Genomic DNA, 17124 nt, shown 5'->3' on the forward strand with positions numbered 1-17124 from the left:
GTGCGAGGCATAGTCACTTCGCATCAAGGCCCATGAGACCGGGGAATTTCAAGCCCCTGCCTCCTGGGCCTTCGTGCTAGTCGCTGTTCTCTCGCCCGTGGAAACTCTTGGTTAACAGATCGGAACACTACCGATCTGTTAACTCCACGTCCGGAACCCGCCCAGCTCCTCCTCGCTTCGCTCGGATTGAACGGCTTTGTAAGCCATTCAACCGGAGTCCGTATAAGACGGACTCCGATGGAACGGGTGGCCCAACCCGTTCCATCCGGGCGGATGTGGCTCTCGGAGCTGCGCCGCAGAGCGGCAGAGAAACGGCCGGTGGGGCGTGGCGTCGGCAACCCGGTCCCACCCACCATGGCCCCCGGTTACGGCTGGTTCTCGTCCCGGTCGAGCTTGGCGAAGATCATGCGGCCCACGTTCGTCTGCACGTTGTTCACGACAAGGACGCGGGCGGGCTTGCCGCGGAACTTCAGGCCCTCCTCCACGACGACCATGGTGCCGTCCTCCAGGTACCCGACGCCCTGGTCTTTCTGCTGGCCGCCCTTGCTGATGGTGACGGTCAGGTGATCCCCGGCCTGCACCTGCGGTTTGAGGGCCACGGCCGCCTCGTGAATGCTCAGGATCTGCACGCCGTGCAGCCGGGCGATCTTGCCGAGGTTCCCGTCGTTCGTGATGATGCGCGCGCCCGTGTCCCGCGCCAGGCGGATCAGTTTGTCGTCGGTGGTGGGCAGGGTGAGGTCGTCCCAGTCCTCGACGCGCAGGGGGCGCAGCTCGCGCAGGTCTTCCAGGACGTTCAGGCCGCGTTTGCCGCGCGTGCGCTTCTGCGCGTCGTGGCTGTCCGAGAGGGTCTGCAGTTCACGGAGGATGAACGCCGGGACGACCAGGTCCCCGTCCAGGAAGCCGGCGCGGGCCAGTTCCAGGATGCGGCCGTCGATGATCACGTTGCTGTCCAGCAGTTTGCTGCCCGGGCGGCGGCGGACCTGCGGGAAGGCCAGCAGGCCGAAGGACTCGGCGTTGCGCGCGGCGAACGACACGAAGAACGCCGCGAGAATGGCGGTGATGACGAGGTTCCACACCCAGTTGTAGAAGGGCAGGCTGCGCAGCAGGCTACTGAGCAGCACGCTCAGGAGCAGCGCCACGATCAGCCCGGATGTCGCGGCGGCCACGGTGCGCGGCGACAGCCCGGCGTACCAGCGGGACAGTCGTCCCAGGAGGGTCTGGGAGACACCCTCGATGCGCGGCGCGAGCAGCAGGGCGCTCAGCATACCGGCCAGCATGAGGCTCAGGGTGTTCACATACCCGAGTTCGGTGGGCTGGACGACCGCCAGAGCGCGACCTGCGACCCAGCCGAGCAGCAGGCCGAGCAGCATGACAAACAGGCGGACAGGAAGCACGGGGGGTAGTCTAGCGGGTCTACCCTGCGGAATGTCCTCACGTGACGTGGTGCGGGCGGTCCCTCATGAAGAAAGGCCCGGGACCAGCCATGGCCTTCATGAATGGCCGGCACATCTCATGGGCCGCTCAGCGGGCAGACTGGACCGGTGACCCTGCCTCCCCTGCTGTCCCCCTGCGAGGAAGCCCTGCGCGGCCTGATGGCCGGTCAGGGGGACCTGCGGCCCTGTCTGGGCGTGCTGGTGCCGTTGCTGTTCGCGCTGGCACGCCGGTTGCAGCTCCCGGAAGCGACGCTGGAGATGGCGGTGGGTGACGCGCTGCAGGACATCCGGCAGCACTGTGGCTGCTGGCCGCACACGCGCCTGCCCGCCCAGGTGTGGGTCCTGGCCGTGGCACGCCGCCGCTTCCTGACCGGCGCCGGCCAGTGATACGCACGGCCAGCTGTTCCGCCCTCCACCCGGCACATCACCGATCTGTCAACGCAACAAACGGAATCCGTATGAGAGCCGCATCCGCCCGGATGGAACGGGTTGGGCAACCCCTTCCATCGGACTGTGTATGAGCGGTCGCCCCTCGCCGGCCGGACCTGCCGCGCAGCGGGCGTGAGAAGAACCTGACCGCAGGGAGGCCCGCCGCTGGCGTTCGACTGGCCCTGTCGCGCGGCCCTGCGTGTCGGTCCGGACGGAACGGCGCGGCAGGCCCCCGGGCCCTGGGCCGGAGGGGGTTCTCAGCGGCGTTGTGCGCGCACCCGCAGCAGCCGCCCGGGTTCCAGGTCCACCCACCAGGTCAGGCCTGCCACCACGGCGGCCAGCGCCACGGCCGCGTAGGGCAGCCAGTTCCAGTGGCTGTCCGTGAAGAATGGCAGGATCAGCAGGGTCACCGTGAGGACCGTGCCGAGCAGCAGGGGCAGCGCGGCGATCCAGAAACCGCGTCGGTCACGGTAATGCAGTCGCCGGGCGTCGGCCCGCAGGGTGAACAGTGAGTACAGGCTGGCTCCGGCAGCCAGGACGGTCAGGAGGAAATCGAGATCGGACATGCGATTGAGCAGTCTAATCCCGACGCGGTCGCCGGGAAGGATTTTTTCCGCAAAGTGCCTTTGACACTGTCCGGCACCACGCCTCATCCGGCGCGGCCACCGGGGACGGGTGCGTCCGGGCCGGGCGCGGCAGGGAAAAGAAAACACCCCCGCCTGGGCGGGGGGTGTTCGGTTGGTAGACTCGAGGAGATTTGAACTCCTGACCCCTACAGTGTCAATGTAGTGCTCTACCCCTGAGCTACGAGTCTGCGTGCCTGAAAGGCCGGGTACTGATTTGGAGGCGCTGACCGGACTCGAACCGGTGGTGGAGGTTTTGCAGACCTCTGCCTTACCACTTGGCTACAGCGCCGTGCCTGTTGGTCCGTGCCGTCCGGCGGTTGGTTCCATCTGGCGTTGGCTGTCCCTTGCGGGGGCTGGCGGGTCTTTCCTCTCCAGCGGAAGGAATGTTAGCACGGACTTTCTGAACTGTAAACAGGGGGGCTACCCACCGCGACCACCGTCCGCGAAACGGCGGCCCAGGCGGCCCGGACCGACAGCGGGCCGCCCGCCCGGTTCGCGCTGCACGCCCCGGAACGGGGCTCTACACTGGGCCGGTGAACGCTGAACAGCTGGGAAGGATGGCACGCACCGTTGCCCTGGGGGCCGCGCTGGTCCTGGGGGGCGCGCAGGCGCAGTTGATGGGCACGCCGGCGCAACTGGCGGCGCAACCGGCCCTGAAGGGCTTCGCGGCGCAGGGAGCTTCCCTGGCGAGCGGCGGGACCCGCGTCACGGCGGACGTGGCAGGCGGGCGCGTGGTGGGCGTCTTCGTGGAATCCGACTCGGTGGACGGACTCGCCCGCGGCGTGGGCGCCGGGTGGAACGTGGCCGAGAAGGACCTGCCGAAGCTGACGCAGAACCTCTCGAACCCGCAGCTGCTGGCCGCCGCCCGCACCGGGTACGTGGACCTGACGGACGACAGCGGCACCGACCTGATCGCATTGAAGGTCACGGGAAGCGGCGCCGCCACCCGCTACCTGGGGTACGTGGCCGTCAAGATCTGGCCGGACAGTGCCTTCCCGCCCGTGAAGGCCGCGGTGGGCGCGGCCGGCGCGCCGAACGTGCTGCGGGTGTTCAGTGACTTCCAGTGCCCGTACTGCAAGCAGATGTGGGATTCGTCCATGCGGGACTGGCGGGCCGCGCCGGCGACGTTCCGGGTGGTGCACCACGAGTTCCCCCTGTCGTTCCACCGCAACGCGCAGGGGGCGGCCGAGGCGAGCGAGTGCGCGGGCGCACAGGGGAAATTCTGGGCGTTCGCGGACCAGCTGTTCGCCAACTTCGCCACCTGGACGCCACTGGACCCGAAAGAGGCCCCCGCGAAGTACGCCGGGTACGCCAGGGCCGCCGGACTGGACACGGCCGCCTTCAAGACGTGCGTGGGCCAGCGGACCTTCCAGGCCGACGTGGCGGCGCAGTATCAGGCCGGCGTGGGCGTGAACGTGCAGGGCACCCCCACCGTGTTCCTGAACGGCATGAAACTCGAGAATTACTCGGACACGGCCGAGGTGGCGCAGGTGCGGGCCGTGACGACCGCCACGCCGGGAGCCGCCACCCTGATCGACGCGCGACTGAAGCTGTTCCGGTAAGTAGGGTCGGCCCGCTTCGGGCGGGTCATACCAACGGCGGGGGTATGGACTCCCATCTTTACCATGCATCACTATGTAGCCATGCAAAGTAGAACTGCGGACGGGAACCTGCTGCGCGGCACCCTCGACTTCCTGCTGCTCGCCAGCCTCGAACACGGCCCCCTCTACGGCCTGCGGATCATCCAGGACGTCCAGCAGCGCACAGAGGGTCACTTCAACTTCAGGGAAGGCACCCTCTACCCCGCCCTGCACCGCCTGGAAAAACGCAACCTGATCCGCGCCGAAACCCGCCCCAGCGACACCGGCGGCCCCCCCCGCAAGTACTATCACCTGACCGACACCGGCCACACCGAACTGACCCGCCAGCGCAACGAGCAACGCGCCCACGCCCGCGCCCTGCGCCCCTACCTGGGATTCGCATGAGCCCCGAAGAACACTACGTCCGCAACGCCACCCGCGGCCTGCGCGGCAAGGTCCGCCAGGAGACCCAGACTGAACTGCTCAGCCACCTGCACGAACGCACCCAGCAGCTGATTCTGGGCGGCCTGGACGCCAGTCACGCGCAGCAACGCGCCCTCCAGGAAATTGGCCCGGCACCCATAGTGGCCCGCACTCTCCGGCAGGAACAGGGCTTCACAACCGCCAGCCAGCTGGCACTGGGCACCCTGGTGGGCCTGACCCTGCTCGCCAGTCTCACGGCGCGCCTGTACGCCCAGAACAACAAGCTCGTGACTGACGTGATTGACCACAGGCTCTTTCCAGATAACTGGGGGTGGCAGGATCCCTGTAAAGACCATACTCATTGCGCTGCGCTTTACAGCGACGCCCCACTCACCACGCAGGACACCCGGCGGGCCGGATTCATCCGTATGAACGAGGCGAACACCTACCTGCAGGGCAGTGGGCTGAGCGTGCGCGGTCTCCTCCGCAAATCCCTGACTCTCGAGAGCGCCCCATCCATCCCCGTGCAGCCGTTCAGCGTGGGCCGCGATGGGAAGAGCGGCCTTCAGAACGGGTACCTGAACCTGCCGCGCGCCATGATCGACGGCGCGCAGGTTGGCTGGCCCATTCAACTCCGTAATGACGGCCGGAGCATGCAGCTTCAGGTTGGCGGCCACTCCGTCGGACAGGCCGATTACCTCGCTCTGAACGTCACCCAGACGTACCTGAGTGACCTGCTTGACCGACACCTCACCGCTGACGTCCGCGCAGCGGCCAGCATCGAACCTGAAAACGATTGGTGGCAGCCACAGGCCTGGGCTTTTCCGTTTGCATCTAGAACAACAATGATCCCGAAGCTGTCTCTGACGGTCCCCAATCCCAAAAGCCTCTACGCCCTGATCAGTTTCATCCCGGAGCACCGCACCCCTCACTGGACCGTAAAAGCCGCCTTAAGGGCTGTTCAGATTCCGGCCACTTCCGGTACCCTCAACTATCCCATGGTGGACCTTCAGGAGACATCCGGGCAGCCTGTGCAGCTGGTCAACACGCGCGAGCACTTCCTGAGCGCGGTGAAAGCAGGCCAGAACGTCGCCATGCTGATTGAGGTCCCCCGCGACCTTCGCCTCCCAGAGACCCTGAACGCCGTCCAGCAGCCCGAACGTACTGTCAATGCCGAATAACGACGGGGTAGACACCTTCGTACGTCAGGCGACCCGTGGCCTGAGAGGCCAAGCCCGCCGCGACGCGCAGGCCGAGCTGCGCAGTCACCTGCACGAACGCACGGGGCAGCTGATGGGAGGCGGCCTCTCCCTGGAAGCAGCGCAGATGAGGGCGCAGGCGGAACTGGGCCCCACGAAGGCCATGTCGCAGGGATTTCAGCAGAGCCACTCATTAAGCGCGCCGGGCCGCTGGCCGACCCTGCTCGCGCTTCCCGCCCTGTTCAGCGCCGCGCTGACGATGGGCATCATGGGTGGCCCGTGGCAGGCTGCCGTGCAGGGTCAACTGGAACGCTGGAGTACCGGCGGCTCCGCTTGCGGCAAGGATTCCCGCTGCACGCAACTCAGCGCACACTGGTGGAAACCAGAAAACCTGCATACCGTGAACCTCGTGCGCCCGCAGGAACTCGCGGGTCTGCTACCCGGCACGCAGATCACGGGCGCCGGGCGCTGGAAGAAGTTGACCCTGCCTGGCGCGGCGCCCCTCACCCTGAACGATTACCGGTTCACGGTCCACGCCGGGCCACTGCCAGTGAGCCTGATCCCTCATGCCACGACCGTCTACAGTGAACTGCTTCTGGACGCGCGCAGGCAGGGCTGGCCCGTCAAGCTGGGCGGGTCCACCCAGGCCCCGCGCCTGACTCTGGCTGGTCAGACACTGCCGGACTCCACCCTGAACATGCTGACCATGCTGGCGTCCTACCAGCACCAGCTGAGTCTCACGCTCTCGCAGGTCGCGCCGGAAACCAACGGCTGGACGGTCCCACCCACCACCGTCAGCCGCCGGCCGCAGCGCCGCACCATGGGCCTGAAGTTGCCGACACGCACAGGGCAGGTTTACGCTCTACTGATCGCCCAGCACTTCACGGACCCGTTCGGCGCTCCGGATGGAACATACACAGAAGTCAACCTGAGTTTCGGTGAGCCGGGACCGAACGGCAAGACGTTCTTCCCGGTGCCTCAGGACATGCGAGGCACCAGCCCGGCGGGTCCCGTGACCGTGTTGAACACCGTCACCCGGTGGCCGGACCTGATAGCGAATGCCGGGCGCGCCCCGGTCGCCCTGTTGATCTCCGTACCGTTCGCCCTGAACCCCGATCAACGCCTGCCCAGTCAGGGCCTGCCCCTGCCAGATCACCTGACGTTGACTGAACCCCGCTGAAGGGACAGACGGAGGAACGCCACCCGCTCAACTGAGGCGGGTGGCGTTCTCAAGTGGCGGTTACGCGCGGGTCTTGTACCGCGTGAGCAGTTCGCTCTTGAGGTCGTCGAAGGCGACGCCTTTGCGTTCCTTGAGGCCTTCGGGGGTGCGTTCGCGGACGCTGACTTCGCGGCCTTCCTGTTCCTTGTCGCCGACGACGAGCATGACGGGGATCTTGCTCAGTTCGGCGGTGCGGACCTTGGCGTTCATGCGGTTACTGCTGTCATCGACTTCGGCGCGCAGGCCGGCGGCGTGCAGTTCGTCGCGCAGCTGCCAGGCGTAGTCGTTGTGGCGGTCGGCGATGGGGATGATCATGATCTGGCGGGGCGCGAGCCACAGCGGGAAGTCCCCGGCGTAGTGTTCGATCAGGATGCCGGTGAAGCGTTCGACGCTGCCGAAGGGGGCGCGGTGGATCATGATCGGGCGGTGGTCCTGGCCGTCCTCGCCGACGTAGCTGATGTCGAAGCGTTCGGGCAGGTTGTAGTCGACCTGGATGGTGCCGAGCTGCCATTCGCGGCCCAGGACGTCCTTGACGACGAAGTCGAGTTTGGGGCCGTAGAAGGCGGCGTCGCCGGGTTCGATGGTGTAGGGCAGGCCGACTTCCTCGACGGCCTCGATGATCTGCTTCTCGGCGAGGTTCCAGTTGGCCTCGTCACCGACGTACTTGTCGCTCTCGGGGTCGCGGGTGCCGACGCGGAAGCGCACGTCGGTCATGCCGAAGGTCTTCAGGACCAGGACGGTCAGGTCGAGGACGTCCAGGAATTCCCTTTTCAGCTGATCCGGGCGGCAGAAGATGTGCGCGTCGTCCTGCGTGAAGCCGCGCACGCGGGTCAGGCCGTTCAGTTCGCCGCTCTGCTCGTAGCGGTACACCGTGCCGAATTCCGCCAGCCGGACGGGCAGGTCGCGGTAGGAGCGGGGTTTGCTGCCGTAGATGCGCACGTGGTGCGGGCAGTTCATGGGCTTGAGCATGTACTGCTCGTCGTCCACCTCGATGGGGTTGAACTGCGACTCGGCGTAGTAGGGGTAGTGGCCGCTGGTGCGGTACAGGTCGAGGTTCCCGATGTTCGGGGTGATGACGCCCTGGTAGCCGCGTTTGAACTGCTGTTCCTTGAGGAACGCGGTCAGTTCCTCGCGCAGGACCGTGCCGTTCGGCAGCCACAGCGGCAGGCCCTTGCCGACCATGGGGTCGATGGTGAACAGTTCGAGTTCCTTGCCCAGTTTGCGGTGGTCGCGGCGCTTGGCTTCTTCCAGGGCGTGCAGGTACTCATCGAGTTCCTTCTGCGTGGCGAACGCCACGCCGTACACGCGTTGCAGGATGGGGTTCTTCTCGTTCCCGCGCCAGTACGCGCCGGACGTGCTCATGAGCTTGAACGCGCCGGGCAGGCGGCCCGTGCTCGGGAAGTGCGGCCCGCGGCACAGGTCCGTGTAGTCACCCTGGGTGTAGAAGGTGATGGGTTCGTCCTCGGGGAGGCCCGCGATGAGTTCCTGCTTGTACGGGTCGTGCGGGAACTGCGCGAGGCCCTCGGCGCGGGTGATCTCGCGGCGCGTGAACGGCAGGTTGCGGCTGATGATGTCCCGCATGACCTTCTCGATTTCCGGCAGGTCCTCTTCCTTGATGGGTTCGGGCAGGTCGAAGTCCTGGTACCAGCCGTTCTCGATGCTGGGCCCCACGCCGCGCTTGATCTGGTCGTCCGCGTACCCCTTGGCGCGGTAGTACTCGCCGACCGCCTGACTCATCACGTGCCCCAGCGAATGCCGGAACAGCGGCGCGGCGTCGCCCGGATTCTTCTTGGTGATCAGCGTGATGGCCGCGCCGTCGGGCAGGGGCGTCATCAGGTCCACCAGTTCACCGTTCGCGGTGGCGGCCACGGCGTCACCGGCGAGGCGTTCACCGATGGCCCGCGCGGCGTCCAGCGCGGTGGCGCCCTGAGCGAGTTCCAGTTGTTTACCGTCGGGAAGAACTACGTGCATATCAACCTCTTTTCCGGCAGGTCGCCTTCAGCGCCCACCAGCGTCCATAGAGAAAGCCCGGTCTGACCACACCCAGCAGAACGCCTGAGAACCACGAAAGGTGGGTTCTCAGGCGCTGAGAGTTCGCGTGACCAGTCCGGGCAACAGCGGCATTCGGTGCAGCCCCACGCCACGCATCACCAGACCGGAGTGACGGGCGGGAAGCTTCATGCGGGCAGGATAGCGCCCGGGGACACGCAGCGGCAAGGTCAGCGCAGTTTGCTGGGCTGGCAGCCGGTGCTCAGACACTCCCGCAGGCGGTCATTCAGGAAATTGAGTCGGTCCACGGTCTTGCGCGCCGCGCAGTCGCTGTACACCACGCTTCCCCAGCGCGGATCGACGTCCACACAGGTCGAGTCGCGTTCCTTCATCCAGTTCCGCTGCGTCTGCCGCAGGGTCTGCTGCGCCTGGGGCGTCAATCTCTTCAGGAGCTTCTGGTAGGTCACGTTCAGCTCGTCATCCGCGCGGATCAGCAGCTTGGCGTCGCAGTACACCCGGTCAAAAGTCCCCGCCGGAGCATTGCAGCTCTGCTGCGCCTGCGCTGAACCGAGCCAGCCCGCGCCGGAGGCGCCGAGGATCAGTATGGATGCCAGGAGTCGTCGCATGAACCGAGCTTAACTGACTGACAGAACGGTCACTGCCTCATCTGCTTCCTCACCACGGCCATCCGCGCAGATTCACCCTCTCCCCCACCGGCCAGTCCCGCAGGGCGGCGTGGACGGGGAGGATCAGGGTAGGACCGGTGTTCGTGACCCACCGGTCCTCGTCCGGGTCGAGGTAGTGGGCGGGATTCGGCACGCGGGTGAAGCCGCCGCGCTCGTAGAACGGCGCGACCTCCTCTCGGCATTGCAGGAACGCGAATTCCACGTCCGGGCGGGTCAGCAGGAAGGCGTGCAGGTCGCGCAGGAGGCGGCAGCCCACGCCCCGGCGCTGGAATGCGGGGTGCGTGGCGACACCGCCCACCCCCACGATGGTCACGTCACGCCCCCCGATCTGCGCCACGCGCTGCCCGAATCCCATCTGGGCCACTGGCACTCCTGCCGGGTCGGCCAGCCACAGGTGCCACTCCGGTTCGCTACCCCAGTACGACGTGCCCGCCCAGAAGTCCGCGAAGTGCGGGTACGCGGCGATCAGCAGCAACCGCAACCCGGCCTCCAGTTCCGGCGTGAGGGCCTCGCGGCGCGTGACGTGCGCGGTCAGGGTCACGAACCGCACCGCGTCAGCTCAGCGGCACCAGGACGCGCAGGCCGATCAGGCTGGTCGGTCCGGCCCGCACGATGCCTTCCACGTTCACGCCGGGGCCGCGCCAGCCCACCAGGGCGTGCGCGTTGGCCAGCGCGACCGGTGAGAGCAGCGCGTCCGGCAACCCGGAATCCGACGTACGCACGTCCAGACTGACGCCCGTCCCGGCCCCCACCCCGTAGTACCGGCTGCCGCTGAGGCGCAGGTACGTGGCGTCCACGCGCAGGAACGCCGCCCCGGGTGACCGGAGGCGGCGTTCAGCGCACAGGCTTACCAGTTCTGCGCGGGGGTGGGGGCGCCGCCGGTCAGGCCTTTGGGGTTGGGGCCCCACTTGTTGCTGCCGGGTTCGCTGTCGAGGACCATGAAGACGAGGATCACGAGGCTGCCGAAGGGAACGAGGTTGAGCAGGTACCACCAGCCGCTCTTGCCGGTGTCGTGCAGGCGGCGCACGGCGATGGCGAGGCTGGGAATGAAGGTGGCGAGGGCGTATATCAGGTAGATCACACCGAAGATCAGGGTGCTGCCGGTCAGGGCGGCGCTGGGGTCCATGCCCGCGTCGGTCTGCATGCTCAGGCCGATGAGGACGCCGTAGAGCGGGATGGACAGCACGAACGTGATGATGCTGTTGATCAGGGTGTACATCCAGTATTCGCGGCGGCGGGCGCGGCCCTGGAAGTTGGCGTAGTTGTTGCGGATGGCGTTGACATAGTCGTTCATGGGGTCTCCCTGGTGCGGTGTGTTGCTTGAAGGCAGTGTAGGGAGGAGAGTGGGTGCATGTTGCCAAGGTTGAGGATGGGGCTGGCGCTGGTCCTGGGGGGATTGCTGGTGGCCTGCGCGCCGCGCCTGACGGGCGCCGTGACCGTGACGGACGTGCGGGCGGCACTCCCGGCCCTGCCCGCCGAGCGGCTGCGGGTGCTGGTGATGGGGGATCAGGGCACGGGGACGGACGTGCAGCGGCGGGTGGCGGCGGCCATGCGGGAGGTCTGCGCGCGGGAGGGCTGTGACCTGGGGGTGGGGCTGGGGGATAACTTCTACCCGGCCGGGCCGCGTGAGGTGAACTCGCCGCTGTTCCGGGAGCGGTTCGCGGACCTGTACGGGCCGCTCGGCGTGCCGTTCCTGATGGTGCCGGGCAACCATGACGAGTCGTGGCTGGTGGGTGGTGACGGTGCCGACGCGCGTGGCGCGGAGGTTCAGGTGGCGTACTCGCGGCTGAATGCGCAGTGGGTGATGCCGGGCCGTTCGTACCGCGCGCCGGTCGGGGCGCTGGCGGAGTTCTTCGCGGTGGATACGGCGCCGCTGGCCGCGTACCTGCCGGGCCTGCGCCCTGCGGAGCGGCCGGGTGGCGCGTGGGACGCCGCTCAGCGGGCGTGGCTCGCGGGCGCGGTGCGGGGCAGTGGGGCGCGCTGGCGGCTGGTGCTGGGGCATCACCCGCTCTTCAGTAACGGGAAGCACGGGGACGCCGGTGAGTACGACGACCTGCCGCTGACGTTCCAGCGGGGCGGCGCGGTGCGGGACCTGTACGGCGCGGCGTGCGGCGTGGCCGACGTGATTCTCAGCGGGCACGTGCACGCGCTGGAGGTCTTCGCGCCGCAGCCGGGTTGCGCGGGCACGTGGACGGCGGTGTCGGGCGCGGCGGGCGAGGTGGGGGGCGGCCCGGTCGGCGTGCGCCCGGCGGCGTTCGCGGCGTACGGTCAGCCGGGCTTCCTGCGCCTGGAGATCACGCCGGACGCACTGACCGTCTGGGCGTACACGGTGGCAGAGGACGGAGTGGTGACCGCGCGCGAGGCCGCCCGACTGAGCAGGGGGTGATGATCAATGGTTGATGGAGGGGCTTCCTCCATCAACCATCAACCTTCTACTTACGACGTGTCTTACAGTCCGGCTTCGGCGAGGAAGGCGTCGAGTTTCTGGGGGCGGAAGCCGCTGAGGCTGGCGGCGACGTCGCCGTGGACGAGGGTGGGGACGCTGCGTTTGCCGCCGTTGACACTCATGACGTACTGGGCGGCCTGGTCGTCCTGTTCGATGTTGATTTCCTCGAAGGCGAGGCCCTTGCTGGTCAGGGCGCGTTTGGTGGCGTGGCAGTCGGGGCACCAGCTGGTCGTGTACATCTTGATCATGGTGGATTCTCCTTGGGGTGGGGCCGGGTGTGGTCGCTGCCCGGACAGCCCATAGTTTATAAAATAAAGCATTCCGGGGATTGGGAGGCGGCCGACAATGCAGGCCACCGCTGCGCAGCCCCCCGGCCATGCGCCCACGGCAACGCGGCCCGCCCCGGTTGGGGGCAGGCCACGGTGTTCACGCTCGGCTGGAGGTCAGCCCGGAAGCTGACCGGCGTTCAGGCGCTGGCCGCCTCGCCGGGAGCGGCCGGGGCCTCGGTGAGGGCCGCAGACTCGGCCGGGGCGTCGTCCGTGCGCTCCTTCTTCGGGGCTGGGGCGGCCTTGGGGGTCATGATCATGTTCATGTCCATGCCCATCATGCTGGGCGTTCCCTCGGGCGCGCCGATGTCGGCGAGCGTCTCGGCGACGCGAACCAGGATGCGCTCACCGAGTTCCGGGTGGGTGCGTTCGCGCCCGCGGAACATGATGGTGACCTTGACCTTGTGGCCTTCTTCCAGGAATCGGCGGACGTGCCCGGTCTTGGTCTTGAAGTCGTGGTCGTCAATCTTCACGCGGAATTTGATGGCCTTGACTTCCTGGGCGCGGGCGCGCTTGCGGTTTTCCTTCTCGTTCTGCTGCTGCTCGTAGCGGAACCGGCCATAGTCGAGCAGGCGGCAGACAGGGGGCACGGCCTGCGGGCTGACCATCACGAGGTCCATGCCCGCCTCGCGGGCCATCTGCATGGCGTCGCGAGTGTCAATAATGCCCACCTGCTCGCCTTCCGCGCCGATCAACCGGATCTGGCGCACACGAATCTGCTCGTTGACCTTGTGTTCTTTCGCTATGTTCATCACCTCTTACGCGCCCGGTGCACGCTGGCCGTCCGGGCGGCTGTTGCCCACGACAGGTCGCGGGCGAATGAACCTCAGTCTATCACGCAGGGTCACTGCGCCGACCCACCGGGCGTCTGCCATGCTGTGGGCATGAGCGGTTCCTCAACTCCCGGCCCCGTCCGTCCCGCCGTCCCCGGCCCCGCGTCGGCCTACACGTACGGCCCGCTGGCCGCCCGCAACCCGGACCTGGAGGTGCTGCTGACCGACGGGCTGGGGGGTTTTGCGCTGAGCAGCGTGGCGGGCGTACCCACCCGCTGCTACTCGGGGCTGGTGGTCAGCGCTCAGCCGCCGGTGCGGCGGCGCACGCACTTCGTCTCGCCGCTGGAGACGCTGCACGTGGCGGGGCGCGAGGTGACGCTGCACGCGCTGGAGATCGCGCCCGGCGTGTTCGAGGGCCGCGGCCTGGAGTTGCTGACCGGGGCGGCCGTGTGGGACCTGCTGCCCGAACGGGAGCAGCTGTTCGCGGGCGTGCGGGTGCGGCGGCGGGTGTTCATGCCGCCCGGTTCCGGCGCGGCCGTGTTCCTGTACGACGTGCAGAGCCGCGAGCCGGTCACCCTGCGCCTGGGCGGGCTGTTCGTCGACCGCGACATGCACCACGTTCACGCGCGGGTGCCGGAGTTGCAGTTCAGCGCGGGGGGGCGCGAGGTGACGGTGCGCGGCGCGGACGCCAGTGCGGACGGCGGGCCGGTCACGCGGGCCACGCTGCACGCGCCGGGCGCGGTGATCGACGCCCTGAGCCCGCAGCCGCACCCGCAGCGGGTGTACTACCGGCACGACGCGGCGCGCGGCGAACCGGACCACGAGGTCACGCTGGGCAGCGAGCTGTGGGAGGTCAGCCTTCCGGCCGGTGGGGGGCGCGCGGCGCTGGTCGTGCAGGGCCTGACGCCCGCGACGGCCGCGCACACGGTCACGGACCCCTGGGCGGCGTACGCGCAGGAGGCCGCGCGGCGCAGTGAACTGGCCCGGCGGGCGCAGGACACGAGCGGGGTGCGCGACGAACTGGTCGCCACGCTGGCCGTCGCCGCCGACGCCTACCTGGTGCGGCGCGAGCGGCCGGCGGGCGTGACCGTGATCGCCGGGTACCCGTGGTTCGCGGACTGGGGCCGGGATTCCATGATCGCCCTGACGGGCCTGACCCTGCTGACCGGCCGGCACGCCGAGGCGCGCGACCTGCTGGGCACGTTCCTGGCCAGCCTGCGCCGCGGCCTGACGCCCAACAACTTCCATGATGACGGGGGCGGCGCCGGGTTCAACACGGTGGACGGGGCGCTGTGGCTGGCCGTGGCGCTGGAACGCTACGTGAGCGTGACCGGCGACCTGAGTTTTGCGCGCTCGTCGTTGCCGGCGCTGCGGGAGCTGCTGGACTGGCACCTGCGCGGCACGGACCACGGCATCCGCGCCGACGACCGCGACGGTCTGCTGCTGGCGGGCGAGCCGGGCGTGCAGCTCACCTGGATGGACGTGAAGGTGGGGGGCTGGGTGGTCACGCCCCGGCACGGCAAGCCGGTCGAGGTGCAGGGGCTGTGGCTGGCGGCGCTGGGGGCCGAGGCGCGGCTGTCGGACGCGCTGGGGGAACGCCCGCAGTACGTGGGGGCCCTGGCCCGCGCGCGCGAGTCCTTCCCGGCGTTCTGGCAGGGCGGCGCGTACGCCGACACCCTGGGTGCCGACGGCACCCCGGACCGCAGTGTCCGCCCGAACGTGGCGCTGGCGCTGGCGCTGCCGGACACGCCCACCACGCCCGCGCAGGTGGACCGCGTGATCCGCGAGGTCGAGTCGCAGCTGCTCACGCCGGTCGGGCTGCACACGCTGTCGCCGCTGGACGCCCGTTACCGGGGCAACTACGGGGGCACGCAGGTGCAGCGGGACGCCGCGTACCACCAGGGGACCGTGTGGCCGTGGCCGCTGACGGCGTTCGTGGAGTTGCTGCTCTCGCGCGGCGAGGTGCGGCGGGCGCGCGCGGCCCTGGCGGGCCTGACCGGGCACGTCTGGGAGGCCGGGATCGGGCACGTGTCCGAGGTGTTCGCCGGGGACAGCCTGCGGCCCGGCGGGTGTCCCTTCCAGGCGTGGAGCACGGCGGAACTGCTGCGCGCGCACGTGCTGGTGTCGCTGGCCGAGGCGCGGGCAGCGCGGCCTGCCCCGGCACCCACGCCGGCCGGACCGCTGCCGCTGTCCACCCAAAACCTGACCTGAAGTGCGCCCCCACGGGCCTCAGGCGGGGGCAGGGACGGACACTTATCCTTGACGTACCAGGGACACAAACCCTAGCATTCAGGGATGAACCGCCTCGCCCTTCCCCCGCAGGCCACCCAGGTCGGCCTCGCGGTGGACGTCGCCGCCTTCGCCATGCACGCCGGGGAACTGATGGTGCTGCTGGTGCAGCGCGGCGAACTGCCGCACGCGCGCGACTGGGCGCTGCCCGGCGGCTTCGTCCACCCCGGCGAGGAACTGCACGAGGCCGCCCTGCGCGAACTGCGCACCGAGACCAGCGTGGAACTCGAACCCCGACACCTCGAACAGTTCTTCACCTTCGGGGAGGTCAACCGCGACCCGCGCGGCCGGATCGTCAGCGTCGCGCACCTCGCGGTCCTGCCGCACGGCACCGTCAGCGTCAGCGGCGGCGGGCACACCCTGGGCGCCGAGTGGGTCAGCGCGCACCACCCGCCCCGCCTCGCCTTCGACCACCAGGCGATCCTGGACCGCGCCCTGGCCCGGCTGCAACTGCGCCTGGAGTACGCGAACCTGGCGCTGGAATTCCTGCCCGACACCTTCACGCTGCCCGAGCTGCAGGGCGTGTTCGAGGCGATCCTGAACCGCAAACTGGACAAACGCAACTTCCGTAAGCGGCTGCTGTCGCAGGGCACGCTGGCGGTCAGCGGTGAGCGCCGCAGCGGCGTGGGCCGCCCCGCGCAACTGTACCGCCGCGCCAAGGGCACCCGCACGCCCGCCCTGTAGCTGCCGCGCCGGTCGGGGCCGCGCGCCACCTTCTGCCCCGCCCTGGCCCGCTAGACTGCGTGGCATGGACATGAAGAAACTCATGAAGCAGATGCAGCAGGCGCAGGCCGCCGCCGCGAAGATCCAGGACGACCTGGCCGCCAAGAGCGTGGAAGGCAGCGCCAGCGGCCTGGTGACCGTCACCATGAACGGGCACGGGAAGGTCACGGCCCTGAAGATCAAGCCCGAGGCCGTGGACCCGGACGACGTGGAAGCCCTGGAAGACCTGATCCTGGTGGCCGTGCAGGACGCCAGTGCCAAGGCCGACGCCCTGCAGCAGGACGCCACGCGCGGCCTGGGCATCCCCGGATTCTGAGGCTCGCTTGAAGTACCCTCCATCGCTGGTCTCACTGATCCGGGAACTGTCGCGCCTGCCGGGCATCGGCCCCAAGAGCGCGCAGCGGCTGGCGTTCCACCTGTTTGAGCAGCCGCGCGAGGACATCGAGCGGCTCTCGCGGGCGCTGCTGGAAGCCAAGCGGGACCTGCACACCTGCCCCGTGTGCTTCAACATCACGGACGCCGACCGCTGCGACGTGTGCAGCGACCCGACCCGCGACCAGGCGCTGATCTGCGTGGTCGAGGAACCCGGCGACGTGATCGCCATCGAACGCAGCGGCGAGTACCGTGGCCTGTACCACGTGCTGCACGGCGTCCTGAGCCCCATGAACGGCGTCGGGCCGGACAAACTGCACATCCGCCCGCTGCTGCCGCGCGTGCAGGCGGGGCAGGAGGTCATCCTGGCGACCGGCACGACCGTCGAGGGTGACGCGACCGCGCTGTACCTCCAGCGCCTGCTCGAACCGCTGGGCGCCGTCGTGAGCCGCATCGCGTACGGCCTCCCGGTCGGCGGCGCACTCGAATACGCCGACGAGGTCACGCTGGGCCGCGCCCTGGCGGGCCGTCAACGCGTCAGCAAACCCCCGGTCAGCTGACAGACCCCTCACCCAACCCTCTCCCCAACGGAGAGGGATTTTTTCTGTTCC

At 68.7% G+C, this 17124-nt stretch carries 19 protein-coding genes and 2 tRNA genes; 10 read left to right on the plus strand and 11 right to left on the minus strand.

The window, feature by feature from the left end:
* Nucleotides 1-365 precede the first annotated feature (365 nt).
* Nucleotides 366-1394 (minus strand): PIN/TRAM domain-containing protein, encoded by a 1029-nt coding sequence (locus ABDZ66_RS00005; protein ID WP_343754680.1) that lies wholly within the window; start codon nucleotides 1392-1394, stop codon nucleotides 366-368.
* Between the two features lie 147 nt (nucleotides 1395-1541).
* Between ABDZ66_RS00005 and ABDZ66_RS00010 the strand changes: the two genes are divergently transcribed.
* Entirely contained in the window at nucleotides 1542-1820 is a 279-nt protein-coding gene (locus ABDZ66_RS00010; RefSeq protein ID WP_343754682.1) for a hypothetical protein, read from the plus strand.
* A gap of 299 nt (nucleotides 1821-2119) precedes the next feature.
* On the opposite strand, the gene ABDZ66_RS00015 is transcribed toward ABDZ66_RS00010, so the two are convergent.
* The 3 genes from ABDZ66_RS00015 to ABDZ66_RS00025 all read right to left on the minus strand — a co-directional run bounded on the left by ABDZ66_RS00015 (nucleotide 2120) and on the right by ABDZ66_RS00025 (nucleotide 2777).
* On the minus strand, nucleotides 2120-2428 hold the full coding sequence (locus ABDZ66_RS00015) for a hypothetical protein (RefSeq protein WP_343754684.1): 309 nt from the start codon (nucleotides 2426-2428) through the stop codon (nucleotides 2120-2122).
* A gap of 173 nt (nucleotides 2429-2601) precedes the next feature.
* Nucleotides 2602-2676 (minus strand) — tRNA-Val (locus ABDZ66_RS00020).
* 27 nt (nucleotides 2677-2703) lie between these two features.
* A tRNA-Cys gene (locus tag ABDZ66_RS00025) sits at nucleotides 2704-2777 on the minus strand.
* Nucleotides 2778-3045: 268 nt separating this feature from the next.
* On the opposite strand from ABDZ66_RS00025, the gene ABDZ66_RS00030 reads away from it, so the two are divergent.
* The 4 genes from ABDZ66_RS00030 to ABDZ66_RS00045 all read left to right on the plus strand — a co-directional run bounded on the left by ABDZ66_RS00030 (nucleotide 3046) and on the right by ABDZ66_RS00045 (nucleotide 6870).
* Nucleotides 3046-4050, plus strand: a complete 1005-nt coding sequence (locus ABDZ66_RS00030; protein ID WP_343754686.1) for a DsbA family protein — start codon at nucleotides 3046-3048, stop codon at nucleotides 4048-4050.
* Nucleotides 4051-4131: 81 nt separating this feature from the next.
* On the plus strand, nucleotides 4132-4473 hold the full coding sequence (locus ABDZ66_RS00035) for a PadR family transcriptional regulator (protein ID WP_343754688.1): 342 nt from the start codon (nucleotides 4132-4134) through the stop codon (nucleotides 4471-4473).
* Nucleotides 4470-5672 carry a hypothetical protein gene (locus ABDZ66_RS00040; RefSeq protein ID WP_343754690.1) on the plus strand — a complete coding sequence of 401 codons (1203 nt, stop codon included), beginning with the start codon at nucleotides 4470-4472 and terminating at the stop codon, nucleotides 5670-5672. Before ABDZ66_RS00035 ends, ABDZ66_RS00040 begins: the two co-directional genes overlap by 4 nt.
* Entirely contained in the window at nucleotides 5662-6870 is a 1209-nt protein-coding gene (locus tag ABDZ66_RS00045; RefSeq protein ID WP_343754692.1) for a hypothetical protein, read from the plus strand. The genes ABDZ66_RS00040 and ABDZ66_RS00045 overlap by 11 nt, the downstream gene beginning before the upstream one ends.
* A gap of 60 nt (nucleotides 6871-6930) precedes the next feature.
* On the opposite strand, the gene thrS is transcribed toward ABDZ66_RS00045, so the two are convergent.
* The 5 genes from thrS to ABDZ66_RS00070 all read right to left on the minus strand — a co-directional run bounded on the left by thrS (nucleotide 6931) and on the right by ABDZ66_RS00070 (nucleotide 10878).
* Complete coding sequence (gene thrS / locus ABDZ66_RS00050; protein ID WP_343754694.1) at nucleotides 6931-8880, minus strand: threonine--tRNA ligase; 1950 nt, start codon at nucleotides 8878-8880, stop codon at nucleotides 6931-6933.
* Nucleotides 8881-9128: 248 nt separating this feature from the next.
* Entirely contained in the window at nucleotides 9129-9524 is a 396-nt protein-coding gene (locus ABDZ66_RS00055; RefSeq protein WP_088247091.1) for a lysozyme inhibitor LprI family protein, read from the minus strand.
* 49 nt (nucleotides 9525-9573) lie between these two features.
* On the minus strand, nucleotides 9574-10134 hold the full coding sequence (locus tag ABDZ66_RS00060; RefSeq protein WP_343754698.1) for a GNAT family N-acetyltransferase: 561 nt from the start codon (nucleotides 10132-10134) through the stop codon (nucleotides 9574-9576).
* A 4-nt stretch (nucleotides 10135-10138) separates the two neighbouring features.
* Nucleotides 10139-10381, minus strand: a complete 243-nt coding sequence (locus tag ABDZ66_RS00065) for a hypothetical protein (protein ID WP_343754700.1) — start codon at nucleotides 10379-10381, stop codon at nucleotides 10139-10141.
* A 50-nt stretch (nucleotides 10382-10431) separates the two neighbouring features.
* Nucleotides 10432-10878: a DUF805 domain-containing protein gene (locus ABDZ66_RS00070; RefSeq protein ID WP_343754702.1), complete on the minus strand. Its 447-nt coding sequence runs from the start codon at nucleotides 10876-10878 to the stop codon at nucleotides 10432-10434.
* Nucleotides 10879-10935: 57 nt separating this feature from the next.
* Between ABDZ66_RS00070 and ABDZ66_RS00075 the strand changes: the two genes are divergently transcribed.
* Nucleotides 10936-11970 carry a metallophosphoesterase gene (locus ABDZ66_RS00075; RefSeq protein WP_343754704.1) on the plus strand — a complete coding sequence of 345 codons (1035 nt, stop codon included), beginning with the start codon at nucleotides 10936-10938 and terminating at the stop codon, nucleotides 11968-11970.
* A gap of 62 nt (nucleotides 11971-12032) precedes the next feature.
* Here ABDZ66_RS00075 and ABDZ66_RS00080 read toward each other — a convergent pair whose 3' ends face one another.
* Complete coding sequence (locus ABDZ66_RS00080) at nucleotides 12033-12278, minus strand: glutaredoxin domain-containing protein (protein ID WP_055362196.1); 246 nt, start codon at nucleotides 12276-12278, stop codon at nucleotides 12033-12035.
* 218 nt (nucleotides 12279-12496) lie between these two features.
* On the minus strand, nucleotides 12497-13111 hold the full coding sequence (infC, locus tag ABDZ66_RS00085; protein ID WP_343754715.1) for a translation initiation factor IF-3: 615 nt from the start codon (nucleotides 13109-13111) through the stop codon (nucleotides 12497-12499).
* Between the two features lie 129 nt (nucleotides 13112-13240).
* Between infC and ABDZ66_RS00090 the strand changes: the two genes are divergently transcribed.
* The 4 genes from ABDZ66_RS00090 (at nucleotide 13241) to recR (ending at nucleotide 17073) form a co-directional block, all read left to right on the plus strand.
* Nucleotides 13241-15340 (plus strand): amylo-alpha-1,6-glucosidase, encoded by a 2100-nt coding sequence (locus ABDZ66_RS00090; RefSeq protein ID WP_343754717.1) that lies wholly within the window; start codon nucleotides 13241-13243, stop codon nucleotides 15338-15340.
* Between the two features lie 84 nt (nucleotides 15341-15424).
* Complete coding sequence (locus tag ABDZ66_RS00095) at nucleotides 15425-16102, plus strand: NUDIX hydrolase (RefSeq protein ID WP_343754719.1); 678 nt, start codon at nucleotides 15425-15427, stop codon at nucleotides 16100-16102.
* 64 nt (nucleotides 16103-16166) lie between these two features.
* A complete protein-coding gene (locus ABDZ66_RS00100) occupies nucleotides 16167-16457 on the plus strand; it encodes a YbaB/EbfC family nucleoid-associated protein (protein ID WP_343754721.1) in 291 nt (96 codons plus the stop codon).
* Nucleotides 16458-16464: 7 nt separating this feature from the next.
* Nucleotides 16465-17073 (plus strand): recombination mediator RecR, encoded by a 609-nt coding sequence (gene recR, locus ABDZ66_RS00105; protein WP_343754723.1) that lies wholly within the window; start codon nucleotides 16465-16467, stop codon nucleotides 17071-17073.
* Nucleotides 17074-17124 lie beyond the last annotated feature (51 nt).

This window comes from Deinococcus depolymerans, assembly GCF_039522025.1.
GTDB classification, from domain to species: Bacteria; Deinococcota; Deinococci; order Deinococcales; family Deinococcaceae; genus Deinococcus; species Deinococcus depolymerans.